Genomic DNA, 20,192 nt, shown 5'->3' with positions numbered 1-20,192 from the left:
CGAAATGGTTCGCCGCTCACCACGTCACTGTCCCGGGGCGGGGGTGAGCCCGGCGCGCGGAATATCGAGCGTCGCGATCGCGTACGAGCCCGATTCGTCGCGCCCGTCGCGAGCCAGCTGCATGGGCGGATAGTTGACGGTCTGAGTGGCGCCGGGCTTGTGTTGCTGCCAATCCGCGGACGCCCGAAGCGTGTACTGCCCGGGCGGCAATCCGGCCACGTCGACGCGGATCGATTCGCCGGCCGACGACGGAACCGGTTCCTTCGCCGAGGAGTCGCCGGATTCGTTGTGGACCAGCGTTCGCAGGTTGACCGTCGCCGGCACGGTCCGGACCACCGTTCCGGAGAAATCCACCAGCCGGTAGCCGGGAACCCACTTCTCCGTGGCGGCCGCCGAGCCGTAGTTGGTCCAGGTCACCGCCACCGACGCCACGCCGTCGCGCACTGTCTCCGATCCCCGCCGGGCCTGCACCGAGTACCGGTAGCCCGCCGAAACGTTGGCCTGGGCCCACAACAGGTAGAGGGCCGGATCCATCGCGGTGGTGGAGTCCGCATCCGGGAAGTTGAAACTCGCGGTCATCGCCACGTGGTAGCGGATGACGTCGCGCAGCGCCTTCTCGTAATAGGACCGGGGATCGATGCCGTTCATCAGCTGGCACCACTCGGAGATCACCAACGCCGTGGCGAGGCGGTCCTTGAGCTCGCCGACGAGCGGATCCTTGGTCTGGACGTAGTGCGACTGGTCGGATTCGGCCCAGACGGGCAGCGGCGCGTACACGCCCAGGCAGTCCGACCGGATGCCCACCGGCGCGGACAGCCGCGCGGTCACGTCGTCCGCCAGCAGCTGACGCACGATCTCGGGATTGAGCGCGGTGGTCACCAGCTGGGTGTGCGGGAAGGCGCTGACGTTCGCGGCAACCAGCCGGCGTACCGAGGCGGCGGTGATGCTCTGGTCGCGGAACTGGCTGTAATACCCCAGCGCCGCCACGCTGTCGTCCGGCGCGGGCCCCGGCGCACCGAGCTTGTCCCGCAGGAAAGCGATGTGGTTCTCGCTGAAGTCGCCGTACCCGGAGAACTCGAACACGCTGAGCCGCTCGTCGCCGTCGTAGCGGCGGCCCAGCGCCGCCAGCAGGTCGCCGAAGGCGTCCAGGTAGTGCGGGTCGTTCCAATTCGGCACCACCTGCGTCAGACCCGGGCCCCACCAGTACCGCACGGGCCCGACATAGTCGGTGGCCGCCGAGCGCATCCACTCCGGAATCGCGATGTTGGTGTTGTTCGGATACGTTGCGTCGCAACAGGAGTTGTAGGCGAACACGCGCAGCGTCAACCGCATGTTCCGGCTCGCCAGCTTGGCGAGCGCATCGTCGATGACGCTGAAGTCGTACTTCCGGTCGTCGGGCGCGTCGGGGGGAAGCCTGCGGAGGTCGGTGGGCTGCAGCTGCCGCCACGAGACACGCACGCTGGCATCGTAGGAGGCGGGCCACGGCGGGTACCGCTTCTGCGCGGGATTGCGTTGCGGGAAAAGCGGTTCCAACAGGTCCTCGTACTGCCCGCGCAAGGGGTTCGCAATCTCCTGGACGTTCATCGGTATGGGCGGGCGGTCCAGCGCGACCAACGGACCGGGGTCGGCCGGACGGCCGCACCCGCAGAGCAACAGCGACGCGCAGGCGACGACGAGCAGCGCGCGGCGGACACCCCGCGCCACGTCAGTGACCGCCGGCCGGCACCGCGTCGTCACGCGGGAGGTCAAGGGAGGCAATGGGATACATCCCGGAGGCGTCGCGGCCGTAACGGGCCAGTGCCATCGGGCCGTAGTTGACCGCGTGCGATGCGCCCGGCTTGTGCTGCTGCCACTCGACGGATGCGCAGAGCGTGTAGTGGCCCGGCGCCAGCCCCGACACGTCGACGTGCACGTCGTCGGTGGACGACGTAGGGACGGCCCCCTCGCGGGATTGGCTCGAGTCCTCGGGCGTCAGTGTCCTGAGGTTCACCGTGGCGGGAACGGTCCGCACCACCGCGCCGGAGAAATCGACCAGCTTGTAGCCGGGTGCCCAATTCTCGGTCGCGGCCGCCGAGCCGTAGTTGGTCCACACCACCCCTATCGTCGCCACCTTGCCCCGTCTGGATTGCGATCCCGGGCGGGCCTCCACGGAATACCGGTACCCGGCCTCCGTATTGGCCTGCGCCCACAGAGGATACAAGGTGCGGTCCATTGCGGAGGCGAAGTCGCGGTCGGGAAAGTTGGAGCTCGACGTCATCGACACGTGATACCGAACCACGTCGTGCAAGCCCTTCTCGTAGTACGACCGCGGGTCGGCCCCGCTGGGCAGTGGGCACCACTCGGTGATCACCGGCGCCGCGGAGAGCCGCCGCTTCAGCGCATCGACGACGCCGTCGTTGGTCCGCACGTAGTGCGAGTCGGCGGTGTCCGCCCAGCCGGGCAGCGGCGACTGGACGCCGAGGCAGTCCGAGCGGATGCCCACCGGCGCGGACAGCTTCTTGGTGACGTCGTCGGCGAGCAGCTGACGCACGATCTCGGGATTCTGTGGCGTCACCACCAGTTGGGTGTGCCGGAAGGCGTCGGCGTTGGCGGCGACGAGCCGGCGTATCGATGCCGCGGTGATGCTCTGGTCGCGGTACTGGCTGTAGTACCCCAGCGCCGCGGCGCTGTCGTCCGGCGCCGGACCCGCCGCGGCCAGCTTGTCGCGCAGGTAGGCCACTTGGTTCTCGTTGAAGTCGCCGTATCCGGAGAACTCGAAGACGCTCAGCCGCTCGTCGGCGTCGTATCGGCGGCCCAGCGCGGCGAGCAGCCGGCCGAAGCCGTCGAGGTAGCGCGGGTCGTTCCAGTTCGGCACCACCTGCGCCACCCCGCCGCCGTCGGGCGCACCCGGATAGGTGGTGGCGGCGGGGCGCATCCAGTCGGGTATCGCGATGTTCCCGTCGCCGCCGGACGAGTCGCCGCAGCAGGACCGGTAGGAGTACACGCCCAGGATCAACCGCATGTTGCGGTTGCCCAGTTTCGCCAGCGCGTCGTCGATCACACCGAAGTCGTACTTGCGATCGTCGGGGGCGTCGGGCGGCAGCGAGCCGGGATCCGTGGGCTGCAGCTGACGCCACGACACCCGCAGGCTGGCGTCGTAGGACGCCGGCCACGGCTGGTACTGCCGATCGGCCGGGTTTCCCTGCGGGAAAAGAGGATTGAGCAGATCCTCGTACTGCCCGCGCAGCGGGTTGGCGATCTCCTGAACGGTGGGCGGCACGGCCGGGAAGGCCATCGCCGACAGCGGTCCCGGGTCGACGTGTCGACCACAGCCGATGAGCGTCGCCGTCGCACAGGCGACCGCCAGCACGGCCTTGCTCCCCGAACCGAACATCGTGCCCAGGGCTAGATCGCGCCTAACGACAGGGCCTCGCGATCGGCGAGGAACGGCATGGGCATCCAGCGGGCGGCCAGCAGGGCCTCCATCGCGCCGGCCGGCACGGGCCGCGACAGCAGGAATCCCTGGGCCCGGTGGCAGCCGTGCTGCATCAAAGTCAGTGCGGCGGCGGGTGTCTCGACGCCCTCGGCGACCAGTTGCAGGCCGAACGCCTCGGCGAGACCGATGATCGCGCGGACGATGGCCAGGTCGCCGGCGTTCGTGCCCAGGTCGCGCACGAACGCGGTGTCGATCTTGAGCGTGTCGACCGGCAACGACTTCAGGTGCGACAGAACGGCATAGCCGGTGCCGAAGTCGTCGATCGCGATCTGCACGCCGACGTCTTTGAGTTCCGACAACGTCTTGCGGGTGGTTTCCATGTCGTGCACCACGGCGCGCTCGGTGATCTCGAGGCACACCGACCCGGCGTCGATGCCGAACTCGTCGATGGTGTCGGCGACGCTGCGCACGAAGCCCCGGGTGATCAACTGCACGGGCGACACGTTGATCCGCAGGGTGGCGCTCAGCCCGATGCCTTTCGACCGCCAGCGGCTGAAATCGGCACAGGCGGTTCGCATCACCCATCGGCCCAACTCACCGGCCAGGTTCGTCGACTCGGCCACCCCGATGAACGAGTCCGGCAGCAGCAGCCCCCAGATCGGGTGCCGCCACCGGACCAGCGCCTCGGCGGCGACGATGGCGCCGGTCCACAGGTCGACCTCGGGAAGGTAGTGCAACAGCAGCGCTTCGCTGTCGATGTCGCCCTGCAGATGCAGCTCGATGTCGTTGCGGAACGCGCTTTTCAGCGACATGTCGTCGGTGGACATCGCGACCTGGTTGCCGCCGCCACGCTTGGCGGTCAGCACGGCCTCGTCGGCCCGGCGCAGGAGGTCGGTGCTGTTGTCCCGGCCCGGGACGCCCACCGCGACGCCGATGCTGACGGTGCGGGTGATCATGTGCCCCCCGATGGCCAGTCGCTCGCGCAGCGTCGCGCACAGCCGCCGAGCGAGTGACTCCGCCGTCGCGGTCGACATCGGCTGTTCGGGGATGACGACGAACTCGTCACCGCCCAGCCGGGCGATCATGCTGCGGATGCCGGCGCAGGCCCGGAGCCGTTGCGCGAAGACCCTGATGAACCAGTCGCCGGCGGTGTGGCCGAGGTAATCGTTGATCGGCTTGAGCCGGTCCAGGTCGAGGTACAAAACGGAGACCGGGCCGGGGCTGCCCGCGATCAGCCTCTCGGTGAGGTGGGCGACCAGGGCCCGACGGTTGTACAGGCCGGTCAGGTCGTCGTGCTCGGCGAGGTAGCGGAGCTTTTCCTCGGCCGCGATCCGGGCCTGCAACTGGGCGAAGAGCGCGGCCGCCGCCTCGAGCGTGTTGATCTCCTCCTGCTTCCACTTGCGGGCGCCGTACCTGACGAAGCCGAGCACACCGGTGGTCGCCTCGCCCGAGACCAGCGGCGCGGCGGCCACCGACGGCGCGGCGGGCTGCTTGGTCGCCGCCCTGGGTCCCGACCAGAGGGCGAAGGAGCGAGTCGCCTGATCCGGCCGGATCACGACCGGTTTCCTGCCGTGCTCACCATCCCCGAAAACCGCGTCGACACTGGTGAAGTGGATGACGGCCATCGGATCCGGGTCGGGAACGTCCACCCGGCGCGGCCATTCGGCGACCAGCACCGACGCCCGGATGTCGTGATCGTGGTGCCGCAAGAAGGCGGCGTCGAGGTTGAACTGTTCGACGAGTTGCTCGAGAACCCGTTCACTCACCCGGGTGGCGGTGGCGCCGGTCGCCTCCATCAGTTGGGTGGCGACCGACGTGATGACGAGATCGAGGCTGCGCGGCACGGGCTCCTCCCATGTGCGGGGATCCTCGTCGTTCTGTGCGCTTCTCCGGATGCACTCCCGTGCGCACCGGCGAAGCTCCATCCTTCGGGGGTTCGGTATGGGCGTGAGTGGCCCCGTCAGCTAACTGATCGGTAGAGCGGAGCTTAACATGTGCGGCTCGCCCGCAATGGGTGCAGCGAGGCCCGCGACCGGCGGGAAGTCGCACTATGAGTGAGACGGGTCACACTCCCGCCGGCGCTGTCACGCTTCGCGGTCGGGCGGTGTCTGAAGGGCACAAGTCCGAACGAGAGCAGGAGGAGAAATGACCGAGGCGGGCACCCAGAGAACTCATGTCGTTGTCATCGGCGGCGGATACGCCGGGACCCTGGCGGCGAACCGTCTGCGGCAGCACCCGGACGTCGACATCACCCTGGTGAATCCCCGCCCGGTGTTCGTCGAGCGAATTCGGCTGCACCAGTGGGCCGCCGACACCGGCGCCGCGACCGCCGACTACGACACGCTGCTGGGCGAGGGCATCCGGCTGGTCGTCGACTCCGTCGACCGCATCGCGCCCGCCGACCGGCACGTACAGCTCGCGTCGGGCGCGGGGCTGGATTACGACTTCCTCATCTACGCCGTCGGCAGCACCGGCGCGATCCCCGCGTCCGTGCCGGGCGCGGCCGAATTCGCGTACTCCGTCGCCGATCTGGAAGGGGCGCAGCGGCTGCGGTATGCGCTGGCCGACCTGCCGACCGCCGCTCCCGTCACCGTGGTCGGCGGCGGACTGACCGGCATCGAGACGGCGGCCGAACTGGCCGGGTATGGACGGCCGGTGACCCTGCTGTGCGGCGACGTCCTGGGCCCGTCGCTCAGCGGCCGGGGCCGGCGGTCGGTCGCGAGGCGGCTGCGCAGGCTGGGCGTCAACGTGGTGGAATCCGTGGCCGCCCGCGAGGTCCGGTGGGATGCGGTGGTGCTTTCCGACGGCGGGGTGCTGCCCAGCGGGCTCACCGTGTGGACGGCGGGGTTCGCGGTGCCCGACCTGGCCACGCGCAGCGGGTTGCGCACCGACGCCCTGGGCCGCCTGCTCACCGACGAGACGCTCACGAGCATCGACGACGACCGGATTGTCGCCGCGGGTGACGCCGCCGCCCCGTCGGGCCAGCCGCTGCGGATGAGCTGCCAGGCCGCCGGCCCGCTGGGCGCCCAGGCCGCCGACACCGTGCTTAGCCGCCTCGCCGGGAAGGCGCCGGCGGCCCTGAACCAGGCGTTCGTGGGTCAGTGCATCAGCCTGGGGCGCTCCGATGCCGCGTACCAGGTCGCTCACACCGACGACACCCCGATGAACCTGGTGCTGGGCGGCCGCGCCGCCGCCTCGCTCAAGGAAACGATCTGCAAGGGGACGCTGTGGTCGATCCGGCGCGAGGCGGCCAAACCCGGCTCGTACTTCTGGCTCAAGGGCGGACGGCGGGCCGCGCGCCTGGCAGCCGCCGAACCGGTCGGCGTCCGATGACGCGGGCCGGCCAGGGGGCGGGCAGCGAGCACGCGGAACGGTTCACCCTGCTCCGGCCGCTGCTGTTCACGATCGCCTACGAGATCCTGGGCTCGGCGACCGAGGCCGACGACGTGTTGCAGGACAGCTACCTGCGCTGGGCGGCGGTCGACCTGACCACGGTGCAGGACACCAAGTCCTACCTGGCCCGGCTCGTCACCCGCCAGGCGTTGAACACGCTGCGGGCCGGCGCCCGCCGGCGCGAGGACTACGTGGGCCCGTGGCTGCCCGAGCCGCTTTTGCTCGAAGAGCATGACCCGTCGGCGGATATCGTTCTCGCCGAATCGGTTTCGACGGCCATGCTGGTGCTGCTCGAAACGCTGAGCCCCGACGAGCGGGCCGTGTTCGTGCTCCGCGAGGTGTTCGGCTTCGACTACGACGAAATCGCCGACGCGGTGGGCAAGCCGGTGCCCACCGTGCGGCAGGTCGCGCACCGCGCACGCGAGCACGTGCGGGCCCGGCGCAAGAGGTTCGACGCGACGGATCCGCAACGCAACGCCGAGCTCACCGAGCAATTCCTGCGGAGCGCGGTCAGCGGCGACGTGCAGGCGCTGATGACGATGCTCGCCCCGGATGTCACGTGGACCGCCGACAGCGGCGGCAAGGCGAGCGCCGCCCGCAGGCCCGTGGTCGGCGCCGATCGGGTGGCCCGGGCGATCGCGGGCCTGATGAGCCGGGCCGGCGCATACCTGCGCCTGGACCCGGTGACCTGCAACAGCGCTCCGGCGGTCTTGCTCTACCTCGGCGACCACCTCGAGGGTGTGATCACCGTCGAGATCGTCGAGGGCAAGATCACCAACTTCTACGTGATGCGCAATCCCGACAAGCTGACCAACCTCACCATCGCCCGCGACATCAGCCGCGGCTAGCGATCTCCTTCGCCGGCTCTGCCAAGCTAGGGCGGTGCGAATCGACCGGCTCGGCAACCTCGGCACCGCGCCCAGCGTGCTGCGCGCCGTCGGCGACGCCACCGAGCGGCTCTGCGCGCCGCCACCCGCCGCGCTGACGGGCGAGTGGTTCGGCGCGTCGGCGGTGATCGCTCCGAGCGTGCCGGTGCGGCCGGTGCCCGTCGGCGAGGCGTTCGCGGTCCCGCAGGACCGCCCGTCGCCCCGTCCGGAAGCGGTGGGCGGCGGCTGGATCGGTTACCTGTCCTACCCCGACCCGGGAGCCGACGGGCGACCGCCCCGGATCCCCGAGGCAGCCGGCGGGTGGACCGACTGCGTGCTGCGCTGCGACGGCGCCGGATGCTGGTGGTACGAAAGCCTTTCCGGCACGCCGATGCCGGAGTGGCTCGCTGCCGCGCTGGCGGCACGGCCGGTCCCGGCGCGCGAGTGCCGGATCGACTGGGACACCGCCGACCGGGCCGCGCACCGTGACGGCGTGCTGGCCTGCCTCGAGGCGATCGCCGCCGGCGAGGTGTATCAGGCGTGCGTGTGCACGCAGTTCGCCGGGACGGTCGACGGCGCCCCGCTCGACTTTTTCGTCGACGGCGTCGCCCGCACGTCGCCGGCTCGGGCCGCCTTTCTGGCCGGGCCGTGGGGCGCGGTCGCGTCGCTGTCCCCGGAGCTGTTCCTGCGGCGAAACGGAACGGTGGTGACCTCCAGCCCCATCAAGGGCACCCTGCCCCTGTACGCCTGGCCGTCGGCGCTGCGGGCGTCCGCGAAGGACGTGGCGGAGAACATCATGATCGTGGACCTGGTCCGCAACGACCTCGGCCGGGTCGCGGTGACCGGTACCGTCACGGTGCCCGAACTGCTGGTCGTGCGGCGTGCGCCGGGCGTGTGGCACCTGGTGTCGACGGTGTCGGCGCGCGTTCCCGCCGAGCTGCGGACGTCCGCGCTGCTCGACGCCACGTTTCCGCCGGCGTCGGTCACCGGGACGCCGAAAGCCCGGGCCCGCCAGCTGATTTCGGGCTGGGAGACTAGGAGGCGCGGAATTTATTGCGGCACAATGGGATTGGCCTCGCCGGTGGCCGGTACCGAGCTCAATGTCGCGATCCGCACCGTCGAATTCGACGCCACGGGCAACGCCGTGCTCGGGGTCGGCGGGGGCATCACCGCCGACTCCGAGCCCGACGCCGAGTGGGCGGAATGTCTGCACAAGGCCGCCCCCGTCGTGGACGTGCCGTGCATCGCCACCGCGGGAACGCCTCGCTAGCCGCGTTGACGCCGGAAACCGCAGGATAGGGCCCCCGGATTTCGCATTACACCCGCATCACATTCCGGTTGCGTCTAAGCTTTCGACCATTGACCCGCGCCGATCGCGTGTCGACTGCAAGATGGGGCTTCAGTCATGAGAATCGCTCTCCTGGGCGCCGCGGCATCCGCCCTGCTCGGTGGGACGCTGGCGGTGACGCCGCTGACCTCGGTCAGCACGCCGATCCCGACCTCGGGATCGTGCGGAATCGGCGCAAAATGCGAGCGTGTCGACTCGGTCCTGATGCCCGAGGCACCCAAGGCCGCCCCCGACGCGGGAACGCAGCCGGGATTCTCCGACGCGTCCAACGTGACACCGCCCGGACCTGCGGCTCCCGGCGCCGACGCGGCAGCGGCGGCCGGAGCGGGCACGAGCCCCGGATTCGTGGGTGGCGGTGGCGGCGGCGGTGGCGCCCCGGCCGCGGGCGGCCAGGGCGCGACCCTGCCCGCCCTGCCGGACGTCGGCGTACCGGACACCGGAAGCTCCGGCCCGCTTGACCCGGGCACCCTGCTGCCCGGACTCGCCGGGGCCATGGCCGCGCCCTACGGGATAAACGCCGCCTACTCGGTCGTCAACGGCGTCGTCGGCGTGGGCGGCAGCGTCGTCGGCGTGGCGAGCGCCGCCGTGGGCACCGTCACCAGCGCCGCGATCGCGATCGCCTACCTGCAGCAGATCGGCTTCCTGCCGAAGAACCTCGGCCTTCCGGGCGTCACCCTGCCGACGCTGCCAGGGATTCCCGGCCTCCCCGGAGTGCCCGCCGCGGCGCTCCCCGGGTTCGCGATGCCCGCACTGCCGGCCATCCCCGCGATGGGGCTCCCTTCGATACCGGGCCTCCCCGCGGCGGTCGGCCTTCCCGCGCTACCGAGCCTGCCCGCGATCGGCCTCCCCTCGCTACCGGGCATGCCCGCGCTGCCGGGCTTGCCGGGTGTCGACCCCGCGACGCTCGCCGCGTTGGCGCTGCCGTTGATCGGCTCGTTGCCCGCGGCCGGGCTTCCGGCGGGCCTGCCCCCGCTGCCGGGAGCTGTGCCGCTGCCCGCGTTGCCGGCACTGCCGGCCGGTCTGCCGCCGTTGCCGGCGCTACCCGCGTTGCCGGCGCTGCCGGCCGGTCTGCCGCCGCTGCCGGGACCGCCCCCGCTGCCCGCGTTGCCGCCGCTGCCGGGACCGCCGCCGCTGTCGGCGTTGCCCGGACCGCCGCCGATTCCGGGCCTGCCGCACCTGTAACGGCTCAGTCCCTGCGCGACTGCAGGACCGCCTCGTAGAGTTCCCGCGTCCGCACGCCCGGGTTCGCCGCGGCCACCTCGCCGCACGCGTCCTTGACGCGGGCGCCCGCGTCGACGAGATGCTGCACCTTCGCGACCAGCGACGGAACGTCGGCGCGCGGGGTCGCCCCCGCCAGCACCACGGTGACCTCGCCGAGCACGCCGTCGGCCGCCCAGGCGGCGAGCTCGTCCAGCGAACCGCGCACCACCTCCTCGTGCACCTTGGTCAACTCGCGGCAGACTGCGGCCCGGCGCGAACCGCCGAGCTGCTCGGCGGCGTCCCGCAGGCACGCGGGCAACCGGCGCGGCGACTCGAAGAACACGCACGTCCGCGGCTCGTCAGCCAGGGCGGCGAGCCAGGTGCGACGCGCCGACTTCTTCCGCGGCGCGAACCCCTCGAAGCAGAACCGCTCCGACGGCAGGCCCGACACCGCGAGCGCCGTCGTCACCGCCGACGGACCGGGCAGGCACTGCACCGGCAGACCGGCGTCCACGCACGCCGCCACCAGCCGGTAGCCCGGGTCGCTGATCAACGGCATGCCGGCATCGCTGACCACCAGCACCGTCGCCCCGGCGTGGATCGCCTCGATCAGGGGATCCACCCGCGCCGACTCGACCCGATCGAACAGGCTGACCACCCGGCCGGTGATCCGCACCTCGAGCGCGCGGGCCAGCGTCCGGATCCGGCGGGTGTCCTCGGCGGCCACCACGTCGGCGCGCGTCAGGGCGTCAACGAGGCGCGGTGATGCGTCCGCCGGCTGGCCCAACGGGGTCGCGGCCAGCAATAGGCGACCGGAGGTCATGACGGACAGCCTACGATCGACACCGATGTCCGCCCCGCCCCGCGAAGCCTCCGTCGCCCACGAGGAGGAGCGCGTCGTCCCCGTCGTCACGCCGGGACCGCTCGTCCCCGTGCCGGACTTCGGGCCCACGGACACCATCCGGGGCTGGGTCGTCACCGGCGTGATCACGCTGCTGGCCGCCGTGACGCGGTTCTTGAACCTCGGCTCGCCGACCGACGCCGGCACGCCGATCTTCGACGAGAAGCACTACGCCCCGCAGGCCTGGCAGGTGCTGCACAACCACGGCGTGGAGGACAACCCCGGCTTCGGCCTGGTCGTCCACCCGCCCGTCGGCAAACAGCTGATCGCCGTCGGCGAGGCGATCTTCGGCTACGACGGGGTCGGCTGGCGATTCACCGGCGCGCTGCTGGGCGTGGTGCTGGTGACGCTGGTGATGCGGATCGTGCGGCGGATCAGCCGCTCGACGCTGGTCGGCGCGATCGCCGGCGTGCTGGTCATCTGCGACGGCGTGAGCTTCGTCGCGGCCCGGACGGCGTTGCTCGACGGCATCCTCACCTTTTTCGTGGTCGCCGCCTTCGGCGCGTTGATCGTTGACCGCGACCAGGTGCGTCTACGCCTGCACGTCGCCCTGATGGAGGGCCGCAACGCCGACACCGTCTGGGGTCCGCGGCTCGGTGTGCGCTGGTGGCGCTTCCTCGCGGGACTGATGCTCGGATTGGCTTGCGGCACAAAGTGGTCCGGGCTGTACTTCGTGGTGTTCTTCGGCGCCATGTCGTTGGCGTTCGACCTGGCGGCGCGGCGGCAGTACCAGGTCACCCGGCCGTGGCTGGGTGTGCTGCGGCGCGACCTGCTCCCCACCGCGTACGCGCTCGCGCTGATCCCCCTGGGGGTCTACCTCGCCAGCTACGCGCCGTGGTTCGCGTCGGAGACCGCCATCGACAGGCACGAGGTGGGCCAGTCGATCGGCCCGCACTCGTTGGTCCCCGTGCCCGACGCGATCCGCTCGCTGTGGCACTACACCGCCAAGGCGTTCGAATTCCATGCGGGACTGACGAATTCCGCCGGCAACTACCACCCTTGGGAATCCAAGCCCTGGAGCTGGCCGATGTCGTTGCGGCCGGTGCTCTACGCCATCGACCAGCAGAACGTGCCGGGTTGCGGCGCTCAGTCGTGCGTCAAGGCCGAGATGATGGTCGGCACTCCGGCGATGTGGTGGCTGGCCGTTCCGGTGCTGCTGTACTCGGCGTGGCGCATGCTGGTGCGGCGCGACTGGCGCTACGCGGTGGTCCTGACCGGGTATTGCGCCGGGTGGCTGCCCTGGTTCGCCGACATCGACCGGCAGATGTACTTCTTCTACGCGGCGACAATGGGGCCCTTTCTGACCATGGCCATCGCCTTGATCTGCGGCGACATCCTCTTCGCGCGTGGGCAAGGCCGGGAGCGCCGCACGCTGGGGCTGATCGCCGTGTCCTGCTACGTCGCGTTGGTGGTGACGAACTTCGCGTGGTTGTATCCCGTCCTCACCGGTCTGCCCATTTCGCAGGAGACGTGGAACATGGAGATCTGGCTGCCCAGCTGGCGTTGAGTTCTTCTCATCTCGTCTCATCGAGACTGCATCCAGTGCGCGTCAAACGCCCATTTGTCCGCGCTGAGCGCAGGATCGATGCCACCACTGCAGACTCGGCGAGCCGACGCTACACGGCGTCGCGGGCGACGGGACACGACATGCAGCGGGGTCCGCCGCGACCCGTCCCCAGTTCGGACCCCGCGATCGTCAGCACTTCGATGCCGGCGTCCTCGAGGCGCGCATTGGTCTGCACGTTGCGCTCGTAGGCGACGACGACGCCCGGCGACAGCGCGAGCGTGTTGTTGCCGTCGTCCCATTGCTCGCGCTCGGCGACCAGCGGATCCAGGCCGGTGTCGATCACCCGCAACTTGTCGATCCCCATCGCCCTGGCCGCCGCCTCGCGGAAGGGCGCCTCGTCGCCGATGGTCACGCCGTCGGGCGTGCGCTGGATCGTGAACGCGGAGAGCGTGTCGACGACGTTGGCGTACATCACCACGGTGTCGACGTCGACCATCGTGCACACCGTGTCCAGGTGCATCTGCGCCCGCCGCTGCGCGATGGGCACGGCCAGCACCGTGTGCGCGAGGTCGTCGTCAAACAAGCTGCGCGCCAACGCCTCCGCGCCGGCCGGCGTCGTCCGCTCCCCCACGCCGACGGCCACGACGCCCGGAGCCAGCAGCAGCACGTCACCGCCCTCGACGGGGGCGGTCCGCGACTCGTACGCGCGGCGCACCCCGGTGAACCGCGGGTGGTGCGCGTAGATCAGGTCGGTCAGCGACGCCTCGCGGGCACGGGCCCGCAGCGCCAGCGTCGGGATCACCACCCGCGGGCCGATCCATATCGACGAGTCGCGGGTGAACACCAGGTTGGGCAGCGGTTCGATGACGAAATCCGCCCCGTGGTGCATGCGCAGCACCAGGGACACGTCGGTGCGCGTGTCGGCCGGCAGCTCGTTGAACGTCATGCCGGCCATCAGCACCTCGGCGAGCCTGCCCGGCTCCAGGCTCCGCAGGTAGGCCGAGAGTTCCTGCGCCAGCGGCACTCCCAGCCGACGCGCGTCGACCGCGGCGGCGACGCCCTGCATGCGGGCGGCCCCGCTGTGGTTGAGCGCCTCGGTCAGCAGGTCCGCCAGCAGCAGCACCTCGACGCCGCGCGACCGCAGCAGCTCGGCGAACTGGTCGTGTTCCTCCTGCGCGCGGGCGACCCAGGGCAGCCCGTCGAACAGCAGCTGATCCACGTTGCGCGGATGCAGTCGGCGCAACTCGGCGCCGGGGCGATGCAGGATCACGACGCGCAGCGCGCCCACTTCGGAATTGGTGCTCAGCTCGACGACACCCACACGACAAACCGTAGCGGCTCGCTCCGCCGGCCCGGGGATCGAACGAGTGTGCGATAAGGTGGGTGGCGTGGAGATCGCGGTCCAGGGCTCCCTCTTCCAGCACACCGAGCGCAGGCAGCTCGGCGACGGCGCCTTCGTCGAGATGCGCGCCGGCTGGCTGACGTGCGCCGACGAGCTGCTCGAGGCGCTGCTGCAGCAGGTGCCCTGGCGGGCCGAGCGTCGCCAGATGTACGACCGCGTGGTCGACGTGCCCAGGCTGGTCAGCTTCCACGACCTGACGGTCGAGGAGCCACCGCACCCGATGCTGGCGCGGCTGCGCCGGCGGCTCAACGACATCTACGCCGGCGAGCTCGGTGAGCCGTTCACCACGGTCGGGTTGTGCTGCTACCGCGACGGATCGGACAGCGTGGCCTGGCACGGCGACACGATCGGCCGCAGCAGCACCGAGGACACCATGGTCGCGATCGTCAGCCTCGGCGCCACACGCACTTTCGCGATGAGGCGGCGGGGCGGTGGGCCGTCGTTGCGGTTGCCGCAGGCGCACGGCGACCTGCTGGTGATGGGCGGGTCGTGCCAGCGCACCTGGGAGCACTCGGTGCCCAAGACGTCGGCGCCGACGGGGCCGCGCGTCAGCATCCAATTCCGGCCCCGCGGCGTGCGTTAGCTAACTCCTGACCGCGCTCACGGCCTTGACGAGCAGGTCGCGCGCCAGCCCGGTGTCGACGTGGGCGACGGGCTGGTCGGGCACCACCAGCGGATTGGCGATCACGATCACCTGGTAGTCCCCGAATTGCGCGGAGTAGTCGTACAGTTCGCCGGTCCGGGCGCCGCCGGGCAGGACCGCCTGCAACACCCGGTGCACGCCGAGGGTGCGCGCCCCGTCGATGCGCGGCGCGTCGACCACCTCGATGCCGCCGCGGACCCCCCCTCCGGTGAACGCGATCTTCGCGCACTCCTTGCCGGGGTCGTTGAAGGGCAAGGCTTTTGAGGTCTCCACGGCGATGACGACGAAGCGGTTGCCCTTGCCCTCGGCCGAGACGGCGGCCATGTTGCCCTGCACGTCAGGCGGCATGTCCGGGCCCACCGCCGCCTTACCGCAGTTGGGCGGGTCGAAGGTGAGCCCGTCGGGCAGCTTCCGGGCCGAGAACAGTTTCGGGTCGATCGCCCGCTCGCTGGTGTCGGTGACCTTGAATTCGGGCCCGAAGCTCGACTTCACCTCGCTGACCTTGGCGATGTCGGCCTTCACCGCGGGATCGGAGCCCGACGAGCAGCCGGCGAGCGCGCACACGGACGCGAGCGCGAGCGGCAGCTTGAACATCGTGGCCAATCTACCCAAGGCGGGGGCTCAGCCGCGCAACGTGGACACCGTTTTGACGAGCAAGTCGGCGGCGTAGCTCGCCGGCAGCGCGGGCAGCGCCGACCCCGGGTCGGTGGTCAGCGTCGTGAAGGCGTAGTAGTCACCCAGGTAGGCGACGAATGTCCATGTGCGCGAGCCGATTTCGGTGCCCGATTCGACCGATGACCTGATCTCGGCCACCATGCCCACGGTGTCCGCGTCGTCGACGTGCGGGGCGTCGACGAGGCGGACATCGGCGGTGGTGCGCCCGGCGGCCATCGACCACTGACCGCACGCCGGGAGTAGGTCGCGGTCCAGTTGCGCCGGCGCGGGCACGGCCACGACGACCGCGTGGACGATGCCGCCCGCGCCCGAGGCGGACACGCCCTGGGCGGAGTGCCCACGGCCGTCGCCCGGGTCGGCGAGCGCGGCGCACTGCGGCGGGGTGGCCGCCGCGCCCGGCAGGCTCCAGATCACCGTCGGCGATGCGGCGTCCGGCACGCCGGTGGTCACCTCGTAGCCGGGCGGCATGTCGCCGACGACGCGCTTGATCCGCGCCGGGTTGACGGCAACGTGCTGCGCGCGCGGCGATTTCGACGCGGGCGACGGCCGCGCGGGTGCGGGCGCGTGCGTGCATGCGGCCAGCGCCAGGCACGCCGCGAAACCAGCCCCGAACGGCCGCATTCGTCGGTCCTCCCGCCGGCTCAGCCGACCGCCTCGATCACCTGCCGCGCGACGCGCTGGATCTGCTCGGTGAGGTCGCGCCGGAACGGCAGGTCGCGCCTGCGGGGTACGTCGATGACGGTGGTGATCACACCGATGTCCTCGCGCTGCCATTCCGCGCCGTGCCGGTCCATGATCGTCCGCATCGGTGCGTTGTCGGAAAGCATTCGCGCGCTGAACTTTTCGATCCCGTTGAGCCGGGCCGCGATGGACAGCGCGTTGAGCAGGAAGGTGCCGATCCCCCGGCCCTGGTAGTCGTCGGCGACGGTGAAGGCGATCTCGGCAACCGTGGCATCCCGGTCGTCGCGCACGAAGCGGGCGTCGGCCACCGGGTCGCTGCCGTCGGTCACCACCCACACGAAGTGGTCGACGTAGTCGACCTCGGACAGATAGTGCATCAACGCGGGGGTGGGCTGACGCGCCGACATGAACCGCCGGTACAGCGTCTCGCTGGAGAAGTGGATGTGCCCGTGCACGGTGCGCTCGGTGTCGCCGGGAAGCACCGGGCGCAGCATCAGGTGGGTGCCGTCGTGCAGGCGGATGGGGATCGGCGTGATGAAGGCGGCCAGGCGCTGACGCACCGTCCGCAGCAGCCGCGGCATGATCCCGGGGATGTGCGCCAACCGGACGAACGCGTCGCCGTCCCCGATCCACCCGGCCAGTGGCTCCGCGGTGGTGACCGTCGCGGTGCGCGGGATGTCGCGCAGCAGGGCGATCTCGCCGACGATCATGCCGGGCGACGCCTGCTCGACGACCACCGCGCCGTCGTCGCCGACGTGCGTGACCTCCGCGGTGCCCGACGAGATCAGCAGGAACGAGACGGCCTGCTCACCCTGCTGCATCAAGACCTGGCCGGCCGCGGCGCGCAGCGGTTGCAACGCCGACGCCAGCGGCACCAGGTCGTCGAGGGGACATCCCTCGAAGATGTCCATCGCCGCAAGCTCTTCCGCGCGCGCGCCGGTCAATTCGGCCATTGCGTCAGCCCGCCCGTCACGGCATTGCGGCACCGGTCCGCGCGTCGCGCTGACCCCTGTGCCATGTGCTGCCCGCCTGCGTTGCCACTGTCGACTGCGTCCACCCGTGCCGATGTTGCCCAGGTTATGGCGTGCGTTCCGGCCGCGGCAAGCAGCACGCTGCGGCATGATGATCGGCGAAGTTCTGACAGGAGGGGGATGGCCGTTAGCCCACCGAACCCCACGGGCATGGGGCCGGACAGGATCCGGCTCGGCGACCTCCGGTTCGACGCGCTGCCGCAACGCGAGGTCGTCGACGCCGTGCGCAAAGCGTGGGCCGGGGGTGACGGCGGAACCATCATCCCGGTGAATGTCGATGTGGCCCTGGCCGCCTCCCGGGATCCCGCGCTCGCGAGGCTGGTCGACCGCGGATCGTTGGTCGTCGCCGACGGGATGCCCCTGGCCTGGGCGGCGCGGGTCGCGGGGCTGGGGCTGTCGGAACGCGTCGCCGGCTCGTGCCTGATCACGGCGTTGAGCGAGGCGGCGGCCGCCGACGGGAAGTCGCTCTACCTGCTCGGAGGGGCCGAGGGGGTACCGGGGAAGGCGGCCGAGGAGCTCGTCGCGCGATTCCCCACCCTGCGCATCGCCGGCACGCAGTCGCCGGCGTTCGGCTTCGACGCCACCGAGGAGGGCACGCGGCAGGCGGTGTCCGCCGTCGTCGCGGCCGCACCCGACCTGGTGTTCGTCGGCCTGGGCTTCCCCCGGCAGGAACGCCTCATCGAGCGGCTACGCGCCGAACTGCCGGGCGCCTGGTTCCTGGCCTGCGGCGGCGGCATCGCGATGGCCGCCGGGATCGTCCCGCGGGCGTCGCCGGTGCTGCAACGGCTGGGGCTGGAGTGGGTGCACCGGTTGGCGCTCGAGCCGCGGCGCCTGGCCCGCCGGTATCTGTGGGACGACCTGCCGTTCGCGCTGGCCCTGCTGGCCCGGTCGCTGGCCCACCGGCTCAGGCGTGGCCGGCCTCACGGGCGCTGAGGATCAGTCGCGCGGCGGCGGCGAGGTCTGGGACCACGAAGTCGGCCCCGTCGGTCGGCGTGCCGGCCGGGCCCAGCAGGATGGTCGCCGCCCCGGCCGCCCGGCCCGCCGCCACGTCGGCGGGGCTGTCGCCGATCATCACCGAGCGGCCGAGGTCCACGCCGTGTTCGGCCGCAGCGCGCAGCAACATGCCGGCCAGCGGCTTGCGGCAGTCGCAGCTGTCCGCCGCATGGGGACAGTGGTAGGCCGCGTCGAGTCGCGCGCCCTCTGTGGCGAGGAGTTCCGCCAGGCGATCGTGGGTGGCGGCGTAGCGGGCCGGGTCCGCGGACGGTTGAGAAAGCCACCGCTGGTTGGTGATCAGGATCGTGCGCAGGCCGGCGGCGTTCAGGGCGGCCACCGCCCCGGCCGCCCCGGGCAGGAGGACCATTTCCTCCGGTGACCGGATGTACTCGCCTTCGGGGGCCTTGACGTTGATGGTCCCGTCCCGGTCGAGGAAGACGGTGCTCACCCCGCGCAGGGCGAGAGGCGCCATTTACGACGGTCGCGGGAACAGGGCCGCCTCGACCATCTCGCACATCGAATGGCCCAGGTGCAGGCAGGCTTCCTGGATTCGCCCGGTGTCCTCACTGGGCACCCGGATACAGATCTCGGCGACGTCGGCCACCTTGCCGCCGCGCGCACCGGTCAGGGCCACCGTGGTCATGCCGGCCCGGCCGGCCGCCTCGAGCGCCCGCACGACGTTGGGCGAGTTGCCCGACGTGGTGAGCCCGACGACGACGTCGCCGGGGCGGCCGGCGGCCAGCACCTGGCGGGCGAACACCTCGTCGTAGGAGTAGTCGTTGCCGATCGCCGTCATGGCCGCGGTGGCGTCCGGAAGGCTGAACGCGGCCAGGCCCGGGCGGTCGAAGGCGAAGCGGCCCATGAGCTCGGCGGCCAGATGCCCGGCGTCCTGGGCCGACCCGCCGTTGCCGAAGAAGATCACCTTCCCACCCGCGCGCAGCGAGTCGAGCATCCGCTGCGCGACGTCGACGGTTTGCGCCAGGCACGCGCCGGCGAGCATCTCCTGCTTGACCGCGATCGCCTGCGCGAGCCTTTCCTGAACCAGCTCCACGCTCGGCGTCACGACGTCCGAGCTGCTCATGCCACCCATGTGGTCAATCCCTTGCTCTCGAAGGCGAATTCGGTGATCGTGCCCCCCGCGGCCTCGAGGCTCTCGATCAGGCGGTGCTTCCGGGCGAAGTCGCAGAACAGCAGGATGTAGCCGCCACCGCCGGCGCCGGTGATCTTGCCGCCCAGCGCGCCGTTGCGCAGGGCCAGGTCGTACAGCTCGTCGATGCGCTCGTTGCTGATGTAGGGCGACATGCGTTTCTTCTGGATCCACGCCTCGCCCAGCAGGGCGCCGAAGTCGTTGAGCTTTCCGCGCAGCAGCGCGGCCTTCATCGCGACCGCCAGTTCCTTCTGCGCGCGCAGCCCGGCGAGGGTGTCGTCGGCGCCGCTGGTGGCGCGGCGCGTCTGGTCCTCGATCACCCGCGCGGAGTCACGGGTGATGCCCGTGAAGCACAGCAGCAGGCTGAGCTCGAGCTCGAAGGCGATCTCGTCACGAATGCGCAGCGGGTTGACGATGACGTGGTCGGTGAACTCGATGAAGTTGAATCCGCCGAACGTGGCGGCGTAGAGGTCCTGCATGCCGCCCGTGATGCCCAGGTCCTCGCGCTCGATGGCGCACGCCAGCTGCGCGGTCTCGTACTCCCCCAGCGGCACGCCGTAGTGGTCGGCGAGCAGGCCGGTAAGGGCGACCATCATGGTCGACGACGAACCCAACCCCGAGCCGGGCGGCGCGCTGGACCGCAACACCAGGTCGTAACCCTCGGTGCCCTCTCGGCCGAACCGGCGCACCGCGGCCTTGATCAGGTCGAGGCTGCCGTCGTACAGGATTTCGCTGTCGAGGGTCATCTCGTGGGTGGTCTTGAAGTCCACCGACTCGATGGTGACCATGCGGTCGGTGCGCGGGGAGAGCGATCCCTGCGCGTAGCGGTCGATGGTCGCCGACAGGACGCAGCCACCCTCGGTGGCCGGAAACGGGGGGACGTCGGTGCCGCCGCCCGCGAACGAGATTCGCAGCGGGGCGCGGGCGCGAATGCGCGGGCGTGTCACCGGGTCGGCTTCCGACGCGCCACGTGCAATCCCCATCGTCGGT

The 20,192-nt window shown here is 71.1% G+C and carries 18 protein-coding genes; 7 read left to right on the top strand and 11 right to left on the bottom strand.

From position 1 onward, the window contains the following. Window positions 1-24 precede the first annotated feature (24 nt). From GPY60_RS05105 to GPY60_RS05095, 3 genes are read right to left on the bottom strand one after another with little or no spacing between them, the layout of a single operon-like run. Window positions 25-1,704, bottom strand: a complete 1,680-nt coding sequence (locus GPY60_RS05105; protein WP_197283536.1) for a hypothetical protein — start codon at window positions 1,702-1,704, stop codon at window positions 25-27. 1 nt (window position 1,705) lies between these two features. Continuing rightward, on the bottom strand, window positions 1,706-3,373 hold the full coding sequence (locus GPY60_RS05100) for a hypothetical protein (RefSeq protein WP_197283535.1): 1,668 nt from the start codon (window positions 3,371-3,373) through the stop codon (window positions 1,706-1,708). Window positions 3,374-3,384: 11 nt separating this feature from the next. Continuing rightward, window positions 3,385-5,259: a putative bifunctional diguanylate cyclase/phosphodiesterase gene (locus tag GPY60_RS05095; RefSeq protein ID WP_156686549.1), complete on the bottom strand. Its 1,875-nt coding sequence runs from the start codon at window positions 5,257-5,259 to the stop codon at window positions 3,385-3,387. 301 nt (window positions 5,260-5,560) lie between these two features. Between GPY60_RS05095 and GPY60_RS05090 the strand changes: the two genes are divergently transcribed. The 4 genes from GPY60_RS05090 (at window position 5,561) to GPY60_RS05075 (ending at window position 10,204) form a co-directional block, all read left to right on the top strand. Further along, a complete protein-coding gene (locus GPY60_RS05090; RefSeq protein WP_156686548.1) occupies window positions 5,561-6,748 on the top strand; it encodes an NAD(P)/FAD-dependent oxidoreductase in 1,188 nt (395 codons plus the stop codon). Next, window positions 6,745-7,656 (top strand): RNA polymerase sigma-70 factor, encoded by a 912-nt coding sequence (locus tag GPY60_RS05085; protein ID WP_156686547.1) that lies wholly within the window; start codon window positions 6,745-6,747, stop codon window positions 7,654-7,656. Before GPY60_RS05090 ends, GPY60_RS05085 begins: the two co-directional genes overlap by 4 nt. 34 nt (window positions 7,657-7,690) lie before the next feature. Beyond that, a complete protein-coding gene (locus tag GPY60_RS05080; protein WP_156686546.1) occupies window positions 7,691-8,944 on the top strand; it encodes an aminodeoxychorismate synthase component I in 1,254 nt (417 codons plus the stop codon). A 135-nt stretch (window positions 8,945-9,079) separates the two neighbouring features. Then, complete coding sequence (locus GPY60_RS05075; protein WP_156686545.1) at window positions 9,080-10,204, top strand: hypothetical protein; 1,125 nt, start codon at window positions 9,080-9,082, stop codon at window positions 10,202-10,204. A gap of 4 nt (window positions 10,205-10,208) precedes the next feature. On the opposite strand, the gene rsmI is transcribed toward GPY60_RS05075, so the two are convergent. Continuing rightward, on the bottom strand, window positions 10,209-11,045 hold the full coding sequence (gene rsmI / locus GPY60_RS05070; RefSeq protein ID WP_156686544.1) for a 16S rRNA (cytidine(1402)-2'-O)-methyltransferase: 837 nt from the start codon (window positions 11,043-11,045) through the stop codon (window positions 10,209-10,211). A gap of 25 nt (window positions 11,046-11,070) precedes the next feature. On the opposite strand from rsmI, the gene GPY60_RS05065 reads away from it, so the two are divergent. Then, entirely contained in the window at window positions 11,071-12,630 is a 1,560-nt protein-coding gene (locus GPY60_RS05065; protein WP_156686543.1) for a dolichyl-phosphate-mannose--protein mannosyltransferase, read from the top strand. 109 nt (window positions 12,631-12,739) lie between these two features. On the opposite strand, the gene arcA is transcribed toward GPY60_RS05065, so the two are convergent. Further along, a complete protein-coding gene (gene arcA / locus GPY60_RS05060; protein ID WP_156686542.1) occupies window positions 12,740-13,951 on the bottom strand; it encodes an arginine deiminase in 1,212 nt (403 codons plus the stop codon). A gap of 67 nt (window positions 13,952-14,018) precedes the next feature. Between arcA and GPY60_RS05055 the strand changes: the two genes are divergently transcribed. After that, window positions 14,019-14,615 (top strand): alpha-ketoglutarate-dependent dioxygenase AlkB family protein, encoded by a 597-nt coding sequence (locus GPY60_RS05055; RefSeq protein ID WP_197283534.1) that lies wholly within the window; start codon window positions 14,019-14,021, stop codon window positions 14,613-14,615. On the opposite strand, the gene GPY60_RS05050 is transcribed toward GPY60_RS05055, so the two are convergent. Genes GPY60_RS05050 through GPY60_RS05040 form a run of 3 tightly spaced genes read right to left on the bottom strand, consistent with a single transcriptional unit; the run spans window position 14,616 to window position 16,984 of the window. Further along, window positions 14,616-15,269, bottom strand: coding sequence for a DUF5642 family protein (locus GPY60_RS05050; protein WP_156686540.1), 654 nt, complete (start codon window positions 15,267-15,269; stop codon window positions 14,616-14,618). It abuts the gene before it with no gap. A gap of 27 nt (window positions 15,270-15,296) precedes the next feature. Further along, window positions 15,297-15,971 carry a DUF5642 family protein gene (locus GPY60_RS05045; protein ID WP_156686539.1) on the bottom strand — a complete coding sequence of 225 codons (675 nt, stop codon included), beginning with the start codon at window positions 15,969-15,971 and terminating at the stop codon, window positions 15,297-15,299. Between the two features lie 20 nt (window positions 15,972-15,991). Next, window positions 15,992-16,984, bottom strand: coding sequence for a GNAT family N-acetyltransferase (locus GPY60_RS05040; RefSeq protein ID WP_156686538.1), 993 nt, complete (start codon window positions 16,982-16,984; stop codon window positions 15,992-15,994). Window positions 16,985-17,182: 198 nt separating this feature from the next. Here GPY60_RS05040 and GPY60_RS05035 point away from each other — a divergent pair, with 198 nt between their 5' ends. Continuing rightward, window positions 17,183-17,995 carry a WecB/TagA/CpsF family glycosyltransferase gene (locus GPY60_RS05035; RefSeq protein ID WP_231639340.1) on the top strand — a complete coding sequence of 271 codons (813 nt, stop codon included), beginning with the start codon at window positions 17,183-17,185 and terminating at the stop codon, window positions 17,993-17,995. On the opposite strand, the gene GPY60_RS05030 is transcribed toward GPY60_RS05035, so the two are convergent. The 3 genes from GPY60_RS05030 to GPY60_RS05020 are packed head-to-tail and all read right to left on the bottom strand — an operon-like array spanning window position 17,967 to window position 20,149. Further along, window positions 17,967-18,527, bottom strand: coding sequence for a D-glycero-alpha-D-manno-heptose-1,7-bisphosphate 7-phosphatase (locus GPY60_RS05030; RefSeq protein ID WP_156686537.1), 561 nt, complete (start codon window positions 18,525-18,527; stop codon window positions 17,967-17,969). The genes GPY60_RS05035 and GPY60_RS05030 overlap by 29 nt on opposite strands. Then, complete coding sequence (locus GPY60_RS05025) at window positions 18,528-19,145, bottom strand: D-sedoheptulose-7-phosphate isomerase (RefSeq protein ID WP_197283533.1); 618 nt, start codon at window positions 19,143-19,145, stop codon at window positions 18,528-18,530. After that, window positions 19,133-20,149 (bottom strand): GHMP family kinase ATP-binding protein, encoded by a 1,017-nt coding sequence (locus tag GPY60_RS05020; protein WP_156686535.1) that lies wholly within the window; start codon window positions 20,147-20,149, stop codon window positions 19,133-19,135. The genes GPY60_RS05025 and GPY60_RS05020 overlap by 13 nt, the downstream gene beginning before the upstream one ends. Window positions 20,150-20,192: the final 43 nt, after the last annotated feature.

It is taken from the genome of Mycobacterium sp. Marseille-P9652, assembly GCF_902652685.1.
Taxonomy (GTDB): Bacteria; Actinomycetota; Actinomycetes; order Mycobacteriales; family Mycobacteriaceae; genus Mycobacterium.
The sequence above is the reverse complement of the archived record's forward strand: the minus strand, read 5'-3'. Positions and strand labels throughout refer to the sequence as shown.